This window comes from Pseudomonas arabinosi (assembly GCF_047758675.1).
GTDB classification, from domain to species: Bacteria; Pseudomonadota; Gammaproteobacteria; order Pseudomonadales; family Pseudomonadaceae; genus Aquipseudomonas; species Aquipseudomonas arabinosi.
Window position 1 is genome coordinate 1,370,048 of record NZ_CP180480.1, and the last position, 16,115, is coordinate 1,386,162.

The 16,115-nt window shown below is 59.3% G+C and carries 12 protein-coding genes and 1 tRNA gene; 4 read left to right on the plus strand and 9 right to left on the minus strand.

The annotated features are described in order from the left end of the window. Positions 1-10 precede the first annotated feature (10 nt). Positions 11-1,105: a D-alanine--D-alanine ligase gene (gene ddlA / locus ACMXYJ_RS06300; RefSeq protein ID WP_415759143.1), complete on the plus strand. Its 1,095-nt coding sequence runs from the start codon at positions 11-13 to the stop codon at positions 1,103-1,105. Positions 1,106-1,151: 46 nt separating this feature from the next. Here ddlA and ACMXYJ_RS06305 read toward each other — a convergent pair whose 3' ends face one another. Beyond that, positions 1,152-1,523 carry a helix-turn-helix domain-containing protein gene (locus tag ACMXYJ_RS06305; protein ID WP_033061235.1) on the minus strand — a complete coding sequence of 124 codons (372 nt, stop codon included), beginning with the start codon at positions 1,521-1,523 and terminating at the stop codon, positions 1,152-1,154. A gap of 181 nt (positions 1,524-1,704) precedes the next feature. Then, positions 1,705-3,537 carry a gamma-glutamyltransferase gene (gene ggt, locus ACMXYJ_RS06310; RefSeq protein ID WP_415759144.1) on the minus strand — a complete coding sequence of 611 codons (1,833 nt, stop codon included), beginning with the start codon at positions 3,535-3,537 and terminating at the stop codon, positions 1,705-1,707. Positions 3,538-3,701: 164 nt separating this feature from the next. On the opposite strand from ggt, the gene ACMXYJ_RS06315 reads away from it, so the two are divergent. Beyond that, the gene (locus tag ACMXYJ_RS06315; protein ID WP_415759145.1) at positions 3,702-4,811 is read left to right on the plus strand and encodes a DUF2817 domain-containing protein; all 1,110 of its coding nucleotides are present in this window, start codon (positions 3,702-3,704) and stop codon (positions 4,809-4,811) included. Here ACMXYJ_RS06315 and ACMXYJ_RS06320 read toward each other — a convergent pair. From ACMXYJ_RS06320 to ACMXYJ_RS06330, 3 genes are all read right to left on the minus strand, one after another. Beyond that, positions 4,715-5,584 (minus strand): hypothetical protein, encoded by an 870-nt coding sequence (locus tag ACMXYJ_RS06320; RefSeq protein WP_415759146.1) that lies wholly within the window; start codon positions 5,582-5,584, stop codon positions 4,715-4,717. The genes ACMXYJ_RS06315 and ACMXYJ_RS06320 overlap by 97 nt on opposite strands. Before the next feature lie 183 nt (positions 5,585-5,767). After that, positions 5,768-5,844: transfer RNA gene (locus ACMXYJ_RS06325), tRNA-Met, on the minus strand. Between the two features lie 116 nt (positions 5,845-5,960). Further along, entirely contained in the window at positions 5,961-8,018 is a 2,058-nt protein-coding gene (locus ACMXYJ_RS06330) for a methyl-accepting chemotaxis protein (protein WP_223429632.1), read from the minus strand. A gap of 332 nt (positions 8,019-8,350) precedes the next feature. Here ACMXYJ_RS06330 and ACMXYJ_RS06335 point away from each other — a divergent pair, with 332 nt between their 5' ends. Next, a complete protein-coding gene (locus tag ACMXYJ_RS06335; RefSeq protein WP_415759147.1) occupies positions 8,351-9,568 on the plus strand; it encodes an MFS transporter in 1,218 nt (405 codons plus the stop codon). A 105-nt stretch (positions 9,569-9,673) separates the two neighbouring features. Here the strand turns inward: ACMXYJ_RS06335 and aceE are convergent, their stop codons facing one another. Continuing rightward, complete coding sequence (aceE, locus tag ACMXYJ_RS06340; RefSeq protein ID WP_415759148.1) at positions 9,674-12,343, minus strand: pyruvate dehydrogenase (acetyl-transferring), homodimeric type; 2,670 nt, start codon at positions 12,341-12,343, stop codon at positions 9,674-9,676. 173 nt (positions 12,344-12,516) lie between these two features. On the opposite strand from aceE, the gene ACMXYJ_RS06345 reads away from it, so the two are divergent. After that, a complete protein-coding gene (locus tag ACMXYJ_RS06345) occupies positions 12,517-12,969 on the plus strand; it encodes a MarR family winged helix-turn-helix transcriptional regulator (protein WP_415759149.1) in 453 nt (150 codons plus the stop codon). An 11-nt stretch (positions 12,970-12,980) separates the two neighbouring features. Here the strand turns inward: ACMXYJ_RS06345 and ACMXYJ_RS06350 are convergent, their stop codons facing one another. The 3 genes from ACMXYJ_RS06350 to pth all read right to left on the minus strand — a co-directional run bounded on the left by ACMXYJ_RS06350 (position 12,981) and on the right by pth (position 16,055). Next, positions 12,981-14,099: a transketolase-like TK C-terminal-containing protein gene (locus ACMXYJ_RS06350; RefSeq protein ID WP_415759150.1), complete on the minus strand. Its 1,119-nt coding sequence runs from the start codon at positions 14,097-14,099 to the stop codon at positions 12,981-12,983. 248 nt (positions 14,100-14,347) lie between these two features. Further along, the gene (gene ychF, locus ACMXYJ_RS06355) at positions 14,348-15,448 is read right to left on the minus strand and encodes a redox-regulated ATPase YchF (RefSeq protein WP_064675906.1); all 1,101 of its coding nucleotides are present in this window, start codon (positions 15,446-15,448) and stop codon (positions 14,348-14,350) included. 22 nt (positions 15,449-15,470) lie between these two features. After that, positions 15,471-16,055 carry an aminoacyl-tRNA hydrolase gene (pth, locus tag ACMXYJ_RS06360; RefSeq protein WP_008153430.1) on the minus strand — a complete coding sequence of 195 codons (585 nt, stop codon included), beginning with the start codon at positions 16,053-16,055 and terminating at the stop codon, positions 15,471-15,473. Between the last annotated feature and the right edge of the window lie 60 nt (positions 16,056-16,115).

The window sequence follows — 16,115 nt, forward strand, 5'->3', positions numbered from 1 at the left end:
GGAGTTTTGAATGAGCAAACTGCGGGTAGGCATTATTTTTGGCGGCCGTTCGGCTGAACACGAAGTGTCGCTGCAATCGGCGAAAAACATCGTCGATGCGCTGGACCGTTCGCGCTTCGAGCCGGTGCTGATCGGCATCGACAAGCAAGGCCATTGGCATCTGAACGACCCTTCGAACTTCCTGCTCAACCAGGAGAACCCGGCGCTGATTGCCCTTAACCAGTCCAACCGTGAACTGGCCGTCGTGCCGGGCAAGGCCAGTCAGCAATTGGTGGAAACCTCCGGTCAGGAACTGCTGGGCCACGTCGATGTGATCTTCCCCATCGTACACGGCACCCTGGGCGAAGACGGTTGCCTGCAAGGCTTGCTGCGTATGGCCGATCTGCCGTTTGTCGGTTCCGATGTGCTCGGTTCGGCCGTCTGCATGGACAAGGACATCAGCAAGCGCCTGCTGCGTGACGCCGGGTTGGCGGTCACGCCGTTCGTCACCCTGACCCGCGCCACCGCGGCGCGCACCGGGTTCGCCGAGGTGCAAGGCAAACTCGGTCTGCCATTGTTCGTCAAACCGGCAAACCAGGGATCTTCCGTTGGCGTAAGCAAAGTGAATGACGAAGCCGAGTACGCGGCAGCAGTCGAGCTGGCCCTGGGTTTCGATGAGAAAGTCCTGGTCGAGTCCGCCGTCAGCGGTCGCGAGATTGAATGCGCGGTACTCGGCAACGAAGACGCCATCGCCAGCGGTTGCGGCGAGATCGTGGTGCGCAGCGGGTTCTATTCCTACGACAGCAAATACATCGACGCTCAAGCGGCTGAAGTGGTGGTGCCGGCTAACATCAGCATCGAAGCCAGTGAGCGCATCCGTGCCCTGGCCGTCGAGGCGTTTCAGGTGTTGGGCTGTTCCGGGCTGGCGCGGGTCGACGTGTTCCTGACCGACAGCGGCGAAGTGCTGATCAATGAGATCAACTCGTTGCCCGGCTTCACCCGCATCAGCATGTACCCCAAGTTATGGCAGGCCACCGGTATGACTTACAGCGAGCTGGTCAGCCGTTTGATCGAACTCGCGCTTGAGAAACATCAGGCGCGACAGGCGCTGAAGGTCTCTCGCTAGGCTGAGTACAGCGTGTGCCGGCCTGACTTCCGGAGTCGACCCCTGATCAAGCCTGCTTTATCGGTTTGATCAGGCTTTGCGCGGGTATACCGAACAAATCGTGAAGTTTCCAGATCATCGGAAGCGTCAACGCACGTTTGCCATTGAGCACTTCATACACTCGGTTTGTGCGGCCAATGGCGGGTGCGAGGTCAGCAGCAGACAGACCGGACTGCTCCATACGAAACTTGATTGCATCGATCGGATTGGGCAGATCCACCGGAAACTGCTTCGATTCATAGGCTTCAATAAGCGTGATCATAATGTCGAAGTAATCACCCTCAGGGGTGCCAGGCTCTGGTTCGTTGTCGAACAGCGCTGACACGTTCTTAAGGGCTGCACGATAGTCCTCGTCAGTGTGAATGGGGCGAATGTTCATGGGTTACTCCATCTCGACGGTATCAGCGTCGATTGCGTCGTACTGTTTGTGAGTGCCAACTCTATCCAAGAAGCAGTCATTTGCAGGTAGGAAAAGGCTGCGTGAAGTGGCTGATCAGGATTTATCAGGCATAAAAAAGGGCCTACCTCCCGGTAAGCCCTTGCTCATTCTCGCGTACGACTCAATCCCCCAACGCCGCCCCCTCACGCCGCGGATCGGCCCCGCCCGCCAACGACGTTTTCCCTTGCGCATCCTTCACCCGGACAATCGCCTGGGTCCCGCTGGTCATGTCGATCTCGTTCACGCTGTGCCCTTTGTCTTTCAGCGCCTGAATCAGTGCCGGGCTGAACTGCCCCTGTTCCAGCTCCGTCGGGCCGTTGCGGCTGCCGAAGTTGGGCAGGCTGATGGCGGCTTGTGGGTCGAGGTTCCAGTCGAGCAGGCCGATGGTGGATTTGGCGACGTATTCGATGATCTGCGAGCCGCCGGGGGAGCCGATGGTGGCGAGGAATTCGCCGCTCTGGCGGTCGAAGATCAGGGTCGGTGCCATGGACGAGCGTGGGCGTTTGCCGGGTTCGACGCGGTTGGCAACCTTCTGGCCATTCTCTTCGGGGATGAACGAGAAGTCGGTCATCTGATTGTTCAGCAGGAAACCCTGAACCATCAGGTGCGAGCCAAACGCGGATTCCACGGTGGTGGTCATGGACACGGCGCCGCCTTCGTCATCCACCGCCACCACTTGCGAGGTGGAGATGCGCAGCGGCGAACGGTCCGGTGCGTAGGCGACCTGAATGCCCGGCGGGGTGCCGGGTTTGGCCGTGCCCATGCTGCGATCGCCGATCAGGGCGGCGCGGTCGGCCAGATAGGCTGGGTCCACCAGACCTTTGACGGGGACGGGCAGGAAATCTGCGTCGGCCACGTACAGCGCACGGTCGGCGTAGGCCAGGCGTTCGGCCTCGGAGATCAGGTGTACGGCTTCAGGCGCCGGTTCGATGCCCGCAGGTTTGTTTGTCTTGACCGGTTTGAGCGGCGCCAGGGCAAAACGTGGGTCGCGGGTTTCCAGGGCCTGCAAGGTGCCGAGGATCTGCGCCACGGCGATCCCGCCTGACGACGGTGGTGGCATGCCGCAGACCTGCCAGCGTTTGTAGTCGGTGCACAGCGGCGCTCGCTCCTTGGCGCTGTAGCCGTTGAGGTCGTTCAGCGACAGGCTGCCCGGGTTGGCGTGGCCCTGAACCTTGGCGACGATCTCCTGTGCGACGGGGCCTTTGTACAACGCATCCGGTCCTTCCTTGGCGATGCGTTTGAACACCGCGGCCAGTGCCGGGTTTTTCAGTTGTGTGCCTGCGGCTTTCGGGCTGCCATCGGCATTCAGGAAGTAGGCCGCCATGTCCGGCGAGCGTCGAATGGACGAGTCCGAGGCGATCAACTGGTGAAGGCGTGGCGAGATGGCGAAGCCTTGCTCCGCGAGTTTGATCGCCGGTTCGAACAGCTGCGCCCACGGCAGATGACCGTGTTTCTGATGGGCCAACTCAAGCGCTCGCAACACGCCCGGTGTCCCCACCGAACGACCGCCAATCTGCGCCTGGGTGAACGGCATCGGTTTGCCGTCGGCTTGCAGGAACAGCTTCTCGGTGGCGCCGGCCGGAGCGGTTTCGCGACCGTCATAAGTACGTACAGCTTTGCCATCCCACAGCACGATCAACGCACCACCGCCAATGCCCGAGGATTGCGGCTCGACCAGGGTCAGCACGGCTTGCATCGCAATCGCGGCATCGATTGCCGAACCGCCCCGGCGCAACATTTCCCGCCCGGCCTCGGCCGCCAGCGGATTGGCCGCGGCCGCCATGTGTTTCGAGGCGTATTGGGTTTGCAGGTCTGTGCGATAACCCGAAGCGACTTCCGGCGCAACAGGCAACGTCGAAGTGGTCGGGGCACTACAGGCTGCGAGGGTTAAAGCAGCGGCGATCAGCGAAAGGGCTGACAGGCGATAGCGGCTCAAGTGGAAGGCTGAGAACACGTGGGGGCACTCCGTCCGTGGGAAAGATCAGGGGACTTTATCGGCCGAAAGGAAGTGACGCAAACCAAGGTCTACAGCAAAGATGCTTTTGCCCTTCATGACTCCACGGATTTTCTGTAGGGTCGAGGGCAACAGACTGGCCAGAAGATCAACAAGAGGTAGACATGCAGACCGAGTTCCCCACCCAGCCAAGTTACCGTACCCAGCGTGATCAATTCCTGGCCGTCGCGACCGCGGCCGGTGCGACGCTGACCGAGTACCCGCATCCGCTCAAAGGGCCGTTCGGTGAGCCGTTGAGCACCGATGTGGCGGTGCTGGGTGATCCGGGCGCCAAGCGTTTGCTGATTGTGCTGAGTGGCACCCATGGCGTCGAAGGCTTCTATGGTTCGGGATGTCAGATCAAGTGGATGCAGGAGCTGGGCAAGCGTTCGCTGCCGGCCGATGTCGCAGTCGTGATGATCCACTTGATCAATCCCTGGGGTACTGCGTGGCTGCGTCGGGTCAACGAAGACAACATTGACCTGAACCGCAATCACCTGAACTTCGACCACGCATTGCCAGATAATCGGGCCTACGCAGCGTTGCATGAAATCTATGCCTGCACGCAGTTGCAGGGCCCGGAGCGTGATCGCGCCGATGCCTTGCTCGATGAGCAAATCGCCGAACACGGCTGGCCAGCGGTGATGTCGATTGTCGAGGGCGGCCAGCACCGTCATCCCGAGGGTTTGTTTTACGGCGGATTGGCACCGAGCTGGTCGAACCGCACGTTGCATCAGATCATTCAAAAGCATGTCTCGCATGCAGAAGTGGCGATGTGTTTCGACTTGCACACCGGTGCCGGGGAGTACGGGCATCCGATGTTGCTGACCATCACCGAAGCGGCGTATCCAGCGCTTGCAGATGCGCAGGCCATTTATGGTCCCTGGCTCTATACCTTGCACACAGGGGCCGACACGCTGAGCGAAACCGGCGTCGCCGCCACCGCCACCGGCTACACCTCGCAGGCGTTGATCAATGCGTTGCCGAACGTGCGGTTGATGCCGTTTGTGATCGAGTGCGGGACGTATCCCGGCGCCGAGGTTCATCGTCATCTGCGCGATGATCACTGGCTGCACTTGCATGGCAATCCGAGTGATGCCGTGGGGCGCGGGATCAAACTGAATCTGGTTGAGCAGTTCTATCCCGCCGACAGCGACTGGCAGGCGATGGTCTGGCTGCGCACCTGGCAGATTTGGGAGCGGGCGTTGTCAGCATTGCCGGCCATTCGCTCCTGACGTGATTTACGGGGAAGTGGCCTCTGGTTGCCCGAACTCGTGCGGTTCAAATCCTCCTGCAACCGCAGCAGGCTTTCTTCGCCGACGCGGATGAAGCCACTGCGGGGCTGATCCAGGTCGAGGGTGATGGTGAAGACCATGGCAATCAGGATCGCGAAGACGGCCGTCGAACCGTGCCGTCGACGGTGGCCCAGGCCATAGCTGTAAGCGATCAAACCCAGCGCACCGATGGCCACGACGAACAGCAGATTGATGACGGTTGCCGGGACATGATTGTCCTGCGCGGCGCGGCGCTTTTCATTGACGTTGTAGACGTCGGTCAACGATTGGATCACCAGGTTCATGGCGGCTGTCGCTTCGCCCTGGGCCTCGGCGGCGGCAGCCAGATTCCATAACTGATCTTCAATCGCCCTGGACGATTCGCTGGCTGCTTTCAGCAATTTCTCGTCCGTGCCGGCGCGCATGAATTCAATCCGCGCCGAGACATAATCCTTGAGCAACGCCGACATCTTTGCGCGCAGATCAGACGGCAGCAGCTTCGTTCGAAGATAGGTTGAGCCGATCACCGTGACTTCATCTTGAATCAATGTTTTGCGCGCTTCGAAACGTGAGGTGGCCATGGCGAAGTTGAAACCCAGCAACAACGCGAGCAGACCGAGGAGGGCGGTTTGCAAAACGGTGAGGTGGGATCGGTTCGAATCACTGCTGTGCGTTCGGTGATGACGGCCGAGACGAAAAGCGAGTTCCAGCACCACGCAGAAGATGGCGACCACGATGAAAAACAGAATGATCTCGTCCAGGCCCCAGTGCATAGGGTGGTCTCTCTGCGTTTAAGCTTTGGCATTAACTGTAGGAGAGAACCGCGAAGAGCGGGCATTAACCGCTCTGTGGGCCGGGAGCACTTTTCTCGAGGCATAAAAAAACGGCCTACCTTTCGGTAAGCCGTTTTTAGTACTTGGTGGCTACACAGGGACTTGAACCCCGGACCCCAGCATTATGAATGCTATGCTCTAACCAACTGAGCTATGTAGCCAAGTGGCGCGCATTATTGGCTCGTAACAGAGATGTGTCAAGCGTAAATCTAAAATATTTCTCTACGCTTTCAACCGCTTATCCGCCTGCCCCGAAAAAACGGGTCAGGAAAGGGCGTCAACTGAGCTGAAATCTCCCGGTATTGGCACTCAAGGCCTTGCTGCCCTGGCTCAAGGTGTCCGCCGCCAGGTTCACCGCCCGCGCGCCTTCGAGCAAGCGTACCGCCGCCTGATCGACTTGCTGGATGTTGCCGCTGACCTCGTCGGCGGTGGTCGCTTGCTCGTCGACCGCTGTGGCGATCTGCGCCAGGGTGTCGGTGACGCTTTGCACGGCACTGGCAATTTCCCCCAGGCGTTCGCCGAGGCCAGTGACGGCCTGGGCGTCGGACTGAGCCTGGCCGCAAGCGGCTTCCATCAGGCTCACCGCTTCGTTCACGGTACTGCGCAGGCTGTCGACAGTGCCGGCAATCTGCGCGGTGGAGGACTGGGTGCGTTGCGACAGGCTGCGCACTTCATCGGCCACCACCGCAAAGCCACGGCCTTGCTCACCCGCGCGAGCGGCCTCGATGGCGGCGTTAAGTGCCAACAGGTTGGTCTGCTCGGCCACCCCGCGAATGGTGTCCACCACCAACTGAATCTGCTGCCCTTGTTCACTGACCCGGCCCAGTGCCGCCGCGGTGTCGTTCAAGCGCTGATTGAGTTGCTGAATACTTGCCGTCGTGCGCTGGCTGTCACGGCTGCTGTCGGCGGCGATGCGCTGAGTGTGCTGAGCGCTGCCGGAAGCCTGTTCGCAACTCTGGGCGACCCCTTGAGAAGTCGCGGCCAATTGCGTGGCTGCCGCCGCGATCTGGCTAATCTGCAACTGCTGAGCTTCGACTTCCCCAAGGGCACCGCTGGAGTGATGGTTGAGGGTGCGCACCGCGTTGCTCAGCTGCAAGGTTTCGTGATCGACACCCAGCAGGCTGTTGCGCAGTTGCACCACCGCGACGTTGAGGGCGGTGCTGATGGCGGCCAGTTCGTCGCGGCCTTCTACCGGGACTTGCAGGCTCAGATTGCCATCGCGCAAGGCTTCGGCCAACAGGGTAATGCCGCTGGCGCTGCGACGGATCGAGGCCTGCAAGCAGATGAACAGGTACAGCGCGGCCAGCAGCAGGCAGCCAAAAATGGTCGCTACCAGGATGAACTGGCGGATGGCAGAACCGTGGTAATAGTCCAGACGCTGATCCAGCGACACCAATGACTGCTGACGCAGCGAAGCGAGGTCGGAGAGCAGGGTGTCGAGGCTGCGTTCGAACTCTTCCGGCTTGAGCTTGATGCTGCCGCCGAACACGCCGTCATCGAGCACTTTCAACTCGGCGTCCAGGTGCTTGAGGCTGTCATGGTATTGCCCGGCCCAGGCTTGCAACGCGCTGGGCAGTCGGGCTTCCAGCAGGCTGGCGGTTTTGACCAGCTGCTCCCGGGCATCGCCGATGCGGCTGCGCAAGTCGCGCAATTGCAGACGGCTTTGAAGGGTGAACTGCCCGGACACCACTGATGCCTGGCCAACGCTGGCGAGACGGCCGACTCGCTCAATCAGGTCTGGCGCGTGCTGCGTGGAGATCTGGGTCAGCAGATAAGTTTCCAGCCACGGCGCCAGCGTCAGGCGATTGTCCATGGCAATTTGCTCGCGCAAGGCTTGCAGGGCACTCAAGGCATTGGTGAAACGATCGTAACCGTCCGGCCACCAGCCGACGCTGCTCAAGCTTTTCGAGTCGAGGCCGTTGAGGGCGGTTTGCAGGGCTTGATAACGAGCCAGGGTTTCGCCCTCGGCGCCTTCGGTTTGCAGTGCGTTGCCGAGGTCCGAGGTGGCTTGGGCGACGGCGGGCTGAACCGTATCGAAAGCAGCCATCGCCGCGATCGTCGCGGGTGTCGGCTGACGATTGGTTTCCGTGGCGCGCCAGCGAGCCGCGCGGTCACGCTGGGCGGCGAGCAGATTATCCAGTGCATCGAGGGCGAGCAGTTGCCGAACCCCGGCACGCTCGCCGGAGATCAGGTTCAGTTTGTCGCGATAGTCCTGACCGATCATCCACAGGCTGCCCGTCAGCGGCAGGATAAACAGGAGAAACAACAGCTGAAATTTGCGTGCGAAGCCAAAACGCCCCAGCAGCCCGATCCCCGGTGATAAAAAAGCCTGCATGCCCCATGACTCCTCTGGACACCACGCGCCATTGGCGTGCGTCACAACCGTTGCGGTCGCGACCTGTGCCCTTTTAAAAGGCCTCGAAAGTTCACCCTCGTCAGCTCTGTAGGCCGACTCTGTAGCGAAACTTCCCATTCTCGGTCCCCTTTGTAAGGGGCCGCGTTGAAGCGGATTACCAAGGCAAGATTCAGACCATGGCGTTGCGCTATCACCTTTTCAGTGATGAAAATCGAAGTCGTTAGCAGGCTAAGGGGATGGCGCTGCTGCACCGAAAAATGGCACATTGACGCACCTGCCCGTGTGCACCCATCTGTTGTACGGAAACTCTTATGGCTATCAGCAATGTCCAGACCGGCGCGCAGCCGGCATCCGCGACTTCACAAAGCAGCCCTTTGGTCATGCGCATCATCGGCGCCGTGGCGCTGGCGCATTTGATCAACGACTTGATCCAGTCGGTGCTGCCGTCGATCTATCCGATGCTCAAGGCCAACTATGGCCTGACCTTCACCCAGGTTGGCCTGATCACTTTGACGTTCCAGCTGACGGCTTCGCTGTTGCAGCCGTGGGTCGGTTACTACACCGATCGGCACCCCAAACCCTGGCTGTTACCGGCCGGGACGGTTTGCACATTGATCGGCATTTTGATGATGTCGGTGGTCGGCAGTTTTCCGATGATTCTGCTGGCTGCAGGGTTGATTGGCATCGGCTCCTCGACCTTTCACCCGGAAGCTTCTCGCGTGGCGCGATTAGCGTCTGGCGGGCGGTTTGGTTTGGCGCAGTCAACGTTTCAAGTCGGCGGTAATGCGGGTTCGGCCCTCGGCCCGTTGCTCGCTGCGGCGATCATCATTCCGTTCGGTCAGGGCAATGTGGCCTGGTTCGGACTGTTCGCGGTGTTTGCGCTGTTCGTGCTTTATCGGATCAGCCGCTGGTACGCCAACCACCTGAGTCTGTTCAAACTCAAGCAAGGCCAGGCGGCGACGCATGGCTTGTCGAAGAACCGCGTGATCAGTGCACTGGTGGTGCTCGGGTTGCTGGTGTTCTCCAAGTATTTCTACATGTCCAGCCTCACCAGTTACTTCACCTTCTACCTGATCGAGAAATTCGACCTGTCGGTGGCGAGTTCGCAGTTGCATCTGTTCCTGTTTCTCGGAGCGGTAGCGGCGGGGACCTTCTTCGGTGGGCCGATCGGAGACAAGATCGGGCGTAAGGCGGTGATCTGGTTCTCGATCCTCGGCGTCGCGCCGTTCACCCTGATTCTGCCCCACGTTGATCTATTCTGGACCAGCATCCTCAGCGTCGTGATCGGCTTCATCCTGGCGTCAGCATTCTCGGCGATCGTGGTGTATGCGCAGGAACTGGTGCCGGGCAATGTCGGAATGATTGCCGGGGTGTTCTTCGGATTGATGTTCGGCTTTGGCGGGATTGGTGCGGCGTTGCTGGGGCATCTGGCGGATGTACACGGCATTGAATACGTGTACTTCCTGTGTTCGTTCCTGCCGTTGTTTGGTGTGCTGGCGATCTTCCTGCCAAGAACCAAAAAGGCTTGATAGCTCACCGTCCTGTAGGAGCAAGCTATGCTCCTACAGGAGCGTGGGGTACAAGAAAGCCGCGTATGAACGCGGCTTTTTCTTGGGCGAGTGTTTGACGCGTTATCAGACTTTGGCGGGGTTCTGTTTCTCCGGATCAATGCCATAAAGAGCAATCGCCTCGGCTACTTTCTCCCGCGGAAAAGTGCCTTCGTCCGCCAGAGCCTTCAATGCGGCGACGGCAATAAAGTGGCGATCGACCTCGAAAAATTTGCGCAGTGATTCGCGCGTATCCGATTGGCCGAAACCATCTGTGCCCAGCGCGATGAAGCGACGTTTGGGCACGAAGGGGCGGATTTGATCGGCGAATATTTTCATGTAGTCGGTCGCGACCACGATGGGCCCCTGTTTGTCCTGCAAGCTGCTTTCTACATGGCTGACGCGTGGCGTCTCTTGCGGGTGCAGCAAGTTCCAGCGCTCGACGTCCTGACCTTCTCGACGCAGTTCGGTCAGGCTCGTCACGCTCCAGACTTCACTGCTGACGCCGAAGTCCGACTCCAGCAGTTGTGCGGCGGCGATGACTTCCAGCAGGATCGAGCCGCAGCCCATCAGTTGCACATGCTTGTCGTCGGTCTGCACGGTAGTGGCCGGAAGCGGGTAAAGGCCTTTGAGAATCCCTTGTTCGGCTCCTTCGGGCATGTCCGGGTGGGCGTAGTTTTCGTTGAGCAGGGTGATGTAGTAGTAGATGTCCTCGTTCTCGACGTACATTCGCCGCATGCCGTCCTGGATGATGACGGCCAACTCGTAGGCGTAGGTCGGGTCGTAGGACACGCAGCAGGGGACCGTTGAAGACAGCACGTGGCTGTGGCCGTCGTCGTGTTGCAAACCTTCACCCATCAAGGTGGTTCGGCCTGAAGTTGCGCCGAGCAGAAACCCCCTGGCGCGCGCATCACCGGCGGCCCAGGCGAGGTCGCCTACGCGCTGGAAGCCAAACATGGAATAGAAGATGTAAAAGGGGACGGTCATGACGCCGTGGGTGCTGTAAGAGGTACTGGCCGCAATCCAGGAGGAGATCGCGCCGGATTCGTTCAGCCCCTCCTGCATGATTTGCCCGTCCTTGGCCTCTTTGTAGTAGCTGAGTTGGCCCGCGTCCTGGGGCGTGTAGAGCTGGCCGACATGGGAGTGGATGCCAATTTGGCGAAACAGGCTTTCCATGCCGAAGGTCCGTGATTCGTCCGGGACGATGGGCACGATCACTTTTCCGATATTCGGATCCTTAAGCAGCGTCCCCAGGATGCGTACGAAAGCCATGGTGGTGGAGATTTCGCGTTCGCCCGTACCTTTGAGCTGTGTGTTCAGGGTCGATAGCGGTGGGATCAGCAAGGGCTGCGCAACACTGACTCGCTCTGGAATGTAGCCACCCAGCTCGGTGCGCCTGGCTTGCAGGTAGCGCGCTTCAGTACTGTCCACAGCAGGTTTGAGGTAGGGCATATCACCCAGTTGATCGTCCGTGATTTCCAGCGAGAAACGATCGCGGAAGGCCTTGATCGCATCGTCGCCCATCTTCTTGAGCTGGTGATTGATGTTCTGTCCTTCGCCCGCTTCGCCCATGCCAAAGCCTTTGACGGTCTTGGCCAGGATGACGGTCGGTCCGCCGGTGTGGCGCATGGCCGCAGCATAGGCGTTGTAGACTTTTTCCGGATCGTGGCCGCCGCGAGAAAGCTTCCAGATCTGTTCATCCGTCATGTCGCTGACCAATTCCAGCAACTCAGGGTATTTGCCGAAGAAGTGCTCGCGTACGTAAGCGCCGTTCTGGGATTTGTAATTTTGATATTCGCCGTCAACGCACTCCATCATGCGCTGGCGTAGCAGACCGCTTTTGTCCTTTTCCAGCAAGGCATCCCAGCCACCGCCCCAGATCACTTTGATCACATTCCAGCCTGCCGCCCGGTACAGGCTTTCGAATTCCTGGATCACTTTGCTATTGCCGCGAACCGGGCCGTCCAGGCGCTGCAGGTTGCAGTTGACGACGAAGATGATGTTGTCGAGCTTTTCCCGGCCCGCCAGGGAGATGGCTGCCAGGGACTCTGGTTGGTCCATTTCCCCATCGCCCAGGAACGCCCAGACTTTTCGACCCTGGTGTTCCTTCAGGCCGCGATCTTCCAGATAGCGCATGAAACGTGCCTGGTAAGCCGCGGTAATCGGCCCAAGCCCCATGGATACAGTGGGAAACTGCCAGAAATCGGGCATCAGCCGAGGGTGTGGATACGAAGACACGCCATCGCGATCGGTCTCGCGACGAAAGTTATCCAGTTGCTCTTCGCTCAGTCGACCTTCGAGGTAGGCGCGCCCGTAGATGCCTGGTGAGGAATGGCCCTGGATATACACCATGTCGCCTCCGAACTGCTCGGTCCGGCCACGGAAGAAATGATCGAAACCGACGTCGTAGAGGATGGCGGCCGAGGCATAGGAGGCGATATGCCCGCCAACGTTCGAATGCTTTCCGGCGCGCAACACCATGGCCAGGGCATTCCAGCGGATGTAGGCATTGATCCGTCGCTCCACGCCCAGGTCGCCGGGATAAGCTTGCTGCCGGTCCACGGCAATGGTGTTGACGTAGGGAGTGGTGACACGCCCATAAAAGTCACCGTGCTGGCTGACATCGAAATCCAGCAACTGATCGATCAGGTAATGGGCTCGAGGGCGGCCTTCGACGTTCAAAACCGATTCAATGGATTCGAGCCATTCGCGAGTCTCTTGTGGATCCTCGTCGAGAAACACTGATTGTTGTGCCATCGTCGTCTCCTGGATAGTGCAGCGGGGACACCGAGCCGTTCGGTGCCCTGGCGAAGGGGGCGGTATGCGCCGTTTCTTCAGAATTCTTGTAGTTGCAAGTGCAACTATGTGCGGAACTTATCGTGCTGCGCGCTACAATTGCAACTAAATCGATTTCATTGGAAGGGTGAAACATGTCTTCAAGCGAGCCGGATACCTGGTTCAGATTCGTCAGGGCCCACCGGTGCCTGATACGGGAAATCGAGCGCCGCCTGGCTGCGGCCGGGTTGCCTGCTTATGCTTGGTATGATGCGTTGTGGGGGCTGGAAAGCGGACCAGGTGGCACTCGACGCATGAATGAACTGGCAGATGTGATGGCTATCGAACGCTACAACCTCACGCGCTTGATCGACCGCCTGGAAGCCGAAGGGCTGGTGGAGCGCAGTCGTGCCAGCGAGGATGGTCGCGGAGCCTGTGCCTCCATCACTGAGAACGGCAAAGTGTTGCGCAAGAAGATGTGGCTGGTTTACGAAAGCGCCGTTGACGAATTGTTTCTGTCGCAATTCGATGATCAGCAACAACGCTTCTTCAGTGACGCCCTGGAGCGCGCGGCCAGTGCCGCACGAAACAGCGCGCGGGCGGAGTGACCAGTGACTGTTCATTGCAGAAGATAGCGCCGCATTGCCTGCTCGACGTGCTCCTGTGGAATCTTGTTTTCCTGGGCCAGGGCGCGCAGCGCCAAGGTGACAATCCAGCGCTTGTCCACCCTCTTGCCTGAGATCGGATTGGCCGATAGCGATTCGGTTGAGTCAGCGCCAAGGGCCACGAAACGGGAAGTGATGTGCGCACCGATCTGATCGGCTACATGCTGTGCGTAGCCGGTCACGGCAATGACCGGGGAGTCCTCTGCATTCAAGCATTCGCGCAAATGCGAGGTGCGCCGGGGCATGCCGGGATGCACTCTGTTCCAGTGTTGCGCGCTATCGGCATCCCGCGCCAGACGGGTATAGCTGGGACAACTCCAGAGCTCGCTGGCCACGCCCCAATCGTCACGCAACATCCGTGCAGCCGAAATCACTGCGCGCAAGGTCAACCCGGCGCCCAGCAGGCGAACTTTGGGTTGCTCTGTGCCGGTGTCCATCTCGTTGACTTTGTACATTCCCTTGAGGGCCTGGCTCGCACTGAGACCACTTATTGGTCCAATGAAGTCATTGGGCTCATCGTGAAGTGCCATGTAATAAAACCCGTTGCTGCCGTCGACATACAAACTCTGCAAGGCCGCAATCGCAATAGCGCGCGCCTCAGCGCCGCTGGCTGGATCGTACGGAAGGCATTGCGGATTTGCGGTCAGCCAGAGCGGCACCCAGGGATGAGCCCCCTTGGGCCAGGCGCAGGACACCGTTTCAATGTCATTGCAGAAAATCCCACGCTGATCGGACTCGCTCGACAGTGCGCAAAGCTCTGCCGAAGTCGCGGAACTGGTTAGATACAGCAGGGGCTTTTCGCTGGCGCAGGCCTGTGGGCTGAACCGCAGTGGCCAGGCGCTGATTCGTGTGTGCGCTGCTTCAACGCCAGGTTGCTTGTTGGATCGCACTACCCAAATGTTCTTGGCTGTTCCCGGATCTCGTTCCAGGCGATTGGCGATATCGATCATGGTGTAGAGCGGTGAAGAGAATCCCTCATTGGCCTGATGCGCAAACGTCTGGATTTTTTCGATGCAGGCCTGGGCTGCCAGGCCGGTCTCCCGCGTTGTGCTGAAACTGGAAAAACCGATCATATTTCAAAGCACTCCGTGCGTTCCGTCGTCCTTGCACCATACTGCACGCCTCGATATGATTGCAAATGCAATGATATTCAGAGCCGCCAAATGGAGTCGAGCTATGACCATGAGCGTCATTGGTCGCGTACTCAATCAACAATTCGGATGGAGGAAGATGGCAATCCCAAGACAAAAAAATCCCCGTATCAGCGAGTGATTACGGGGATTTTCAGTCTATCGAGTTCCGTGTAAATCCACGGTCACCGTTACACGTTGAAACGGAAGTGCATCACGTCGCCGTCTTTAACGATGTAGTCCTTGCCTTCCAGACGCCATTTACCGGCTTCTTTGGTACCGGCTTCGCCTTTGTACTGGATGAAGTCGTCGTAGGCGATGACTTCGGCGCGGATGAAGCCTTTTTCGAAGTCGGTGTGGATCACGCCAGCGGCTTGTGGTGCGGTGGCACCGACGCGGACGGTCCAGGCGCGGACTTCTTCGACACCGGCGGTGAAGTAGGTTTGCAGGTGCAGCATTTCGTAGCCGGCGCGGATTACGCGGTTCAGGCCAGGCTCTTCGAGGCCCAGGGCTTCGAGGAACATGTCTTTCTCTTCGCCGTCATCCAGCTCGGCGATTTCGGCTTCGATCTTGTTGCAGACCGGAACCACCATGGCGCCTTCTTCTTCGGCGATGGCTTTGACGATGTCCAGCAGCGGGTTGTTCTCGAAACCGTCTTCAGCGACGTTAGCGATGTACATGACCGGCTTGGTGGTCAGCAGGTGGAAACCACGAATCACCGCTTTGTCGTCGGCGCCCATGGTCTTCATCAGCGTGCGCGCAGGCTTGCCGAGGGTGAAGTGAGCAATCAGTTGCTCCAGCAGGCCTTTCTGGACCACGGCGTCCTTGTCACCACCCTTGGCGTTGCGAGCGACTTTCTGCAGTTGCTTCTCGCAGCTGTCGAGGTCGGCGAAGATCAGTTCCAGGTCGATGATTTCGATGTCGCGTTTCGGGTCGACGCTGTTGGAGACGTGAATCACGTTCTCGTCTTCGAAGCAGCGGACTACGTGGGCGATGGCATCGGTTTCACGAATGTTGGCGAGGAACTTGTTGCCCAGGCCTTCACCTTTCGAGGCGCCGGCCACCAGGCCTGCGATGTCGACGAATTCCATGGTGGTCGGCAGGATGCGCTTGGGATTGACGATGGCTGCCAAGGCTTCCAGACGCGGATCCGGCATCGGCACGATACCGGTGTTCGGTTCGATGGTGCAGAAGGGGAAGTTCTCGGCCGCGATCCCGGATTTGGTCAGGGCGTTGAATAGGGTGGACTTGCCGACGTTAGGCAGGCCGACGATGCCGCAATTGAATCCCATGGTGTTTTCCCCGAGGAGTGAGTCAGGCCTTCTGGCTGTGCAGGTTTTTCATCGCACGGTTCCATTCACCGGCGAGGATATCCGGCAGCACGCCGAGGGCAAAGTCGATGCTGGCATCGAGTTTTTCCTGTTCGGCGCGTGGCGCACGACCCAGGACGAAATTTGAAACCATACTGGCAACGCCCGGGTGGCCAATGCCAAGCCGCAAGCGGTGAAAGGTATTCTGATTGCCCAATTGCGCGATGATGTCGCGCAACCCGTTGTGCCCGCCATGGCCGCCGCCCTGTTTGAGCTTGGCAACACCCGGTGGCAGGTCGAGTTCGTCATGCGCCACCAGTATTTCTTCAGGCGTAATGCGGAAGAAGCCGGCAAGTGCCGCGACGGCTTGGCCGCTGCGGTTCATGTAGGTGGTGGGAATCAGCAGACGAACATCCTGACCCTGATGCGAATAGCGCCCGGTCAGGCCGAAATATTTGCGATCCGCCACAAGGTTTACGCCTTGTGCGTTCGCGATGCGCTCAACAAAAAGGGCCCCTGCGTTATGCCGGGTCTGTTCGTATTCAGCGCCTGGATTACCCAGGCCAACGATCAGTTTGATGGCAGTCACGATAGGGGCCCTTCCTTGGAGTGGTGGATAACATCGCCGCGACAGTGGTGTGCGGCGAAA

Bases quoted from the DNA above. Each gene is read 5' to 3' on its own strand.
- ACMXYJ_RS06305 (WP_033061235.1), bottom strand. From the start codon at position 1,523: ATGAACATTCGCCCCATTCACACTGACGAGGACTATCGTGCAGCCCTT.
- ACMXYJ_RS06330 (WP_223429632.1), bottom strand. From the start codon at position 8,018: ATGCAGGCTTTTTTATCACCGGGGATCGGGCTGCTGGGGCGTTTTGGC.
- aceE (WP_415759148.1), bottom strand. From the start codon at position 12,343: ATGGCACAACAATCAGTGTTTCTCGACGAGGATCCACAAGAGACTCGC.
- ACMXYJ_RS06335 (WP_415759147.1), top strand. From the start codon at position 8,351: ATGGCTATCAGCAATGTCCAGACCGGCGCGCAGCCGGCATCCGCGACT.
- ACMXYJ_RS06315 (WP_415759145.1), top strand. From the start codon at position 3,702: ATGCAGACCGAGTTCCCCACCCAGCCAAGTTACCGTACCCAGCGTGAT.
- ychF (WP_064675906.1), bottom strand. From the start codon at position 15,448: ATGGGATTCAATTGCGGCATCGTCGGCCTGCCTAACGTCGGCAAGTCC.
- ddlA (WP_415759143.1), top strand. From the start codon at position 11: ATGAGCAAACTGCGGGTAGGCATTATTTTTGGCGGCCGTTCGGCTGAA.
- ACMXYJ_RS06345 (WP_415759149.1), top strand. From the start codon at position 12,517: ATGTCTTCAAGCGAGCCGGATACCTGGTTCAGATTCGTCAGGGCCCAC.
- ACMXYJ_RS06350 (WP_415759150.1), bottom strand. From the start codon at position 14,099: ATGATCGGTTTTTCCAGTTTCAGCACAACGCGGGAGACCGGCCTGGCA.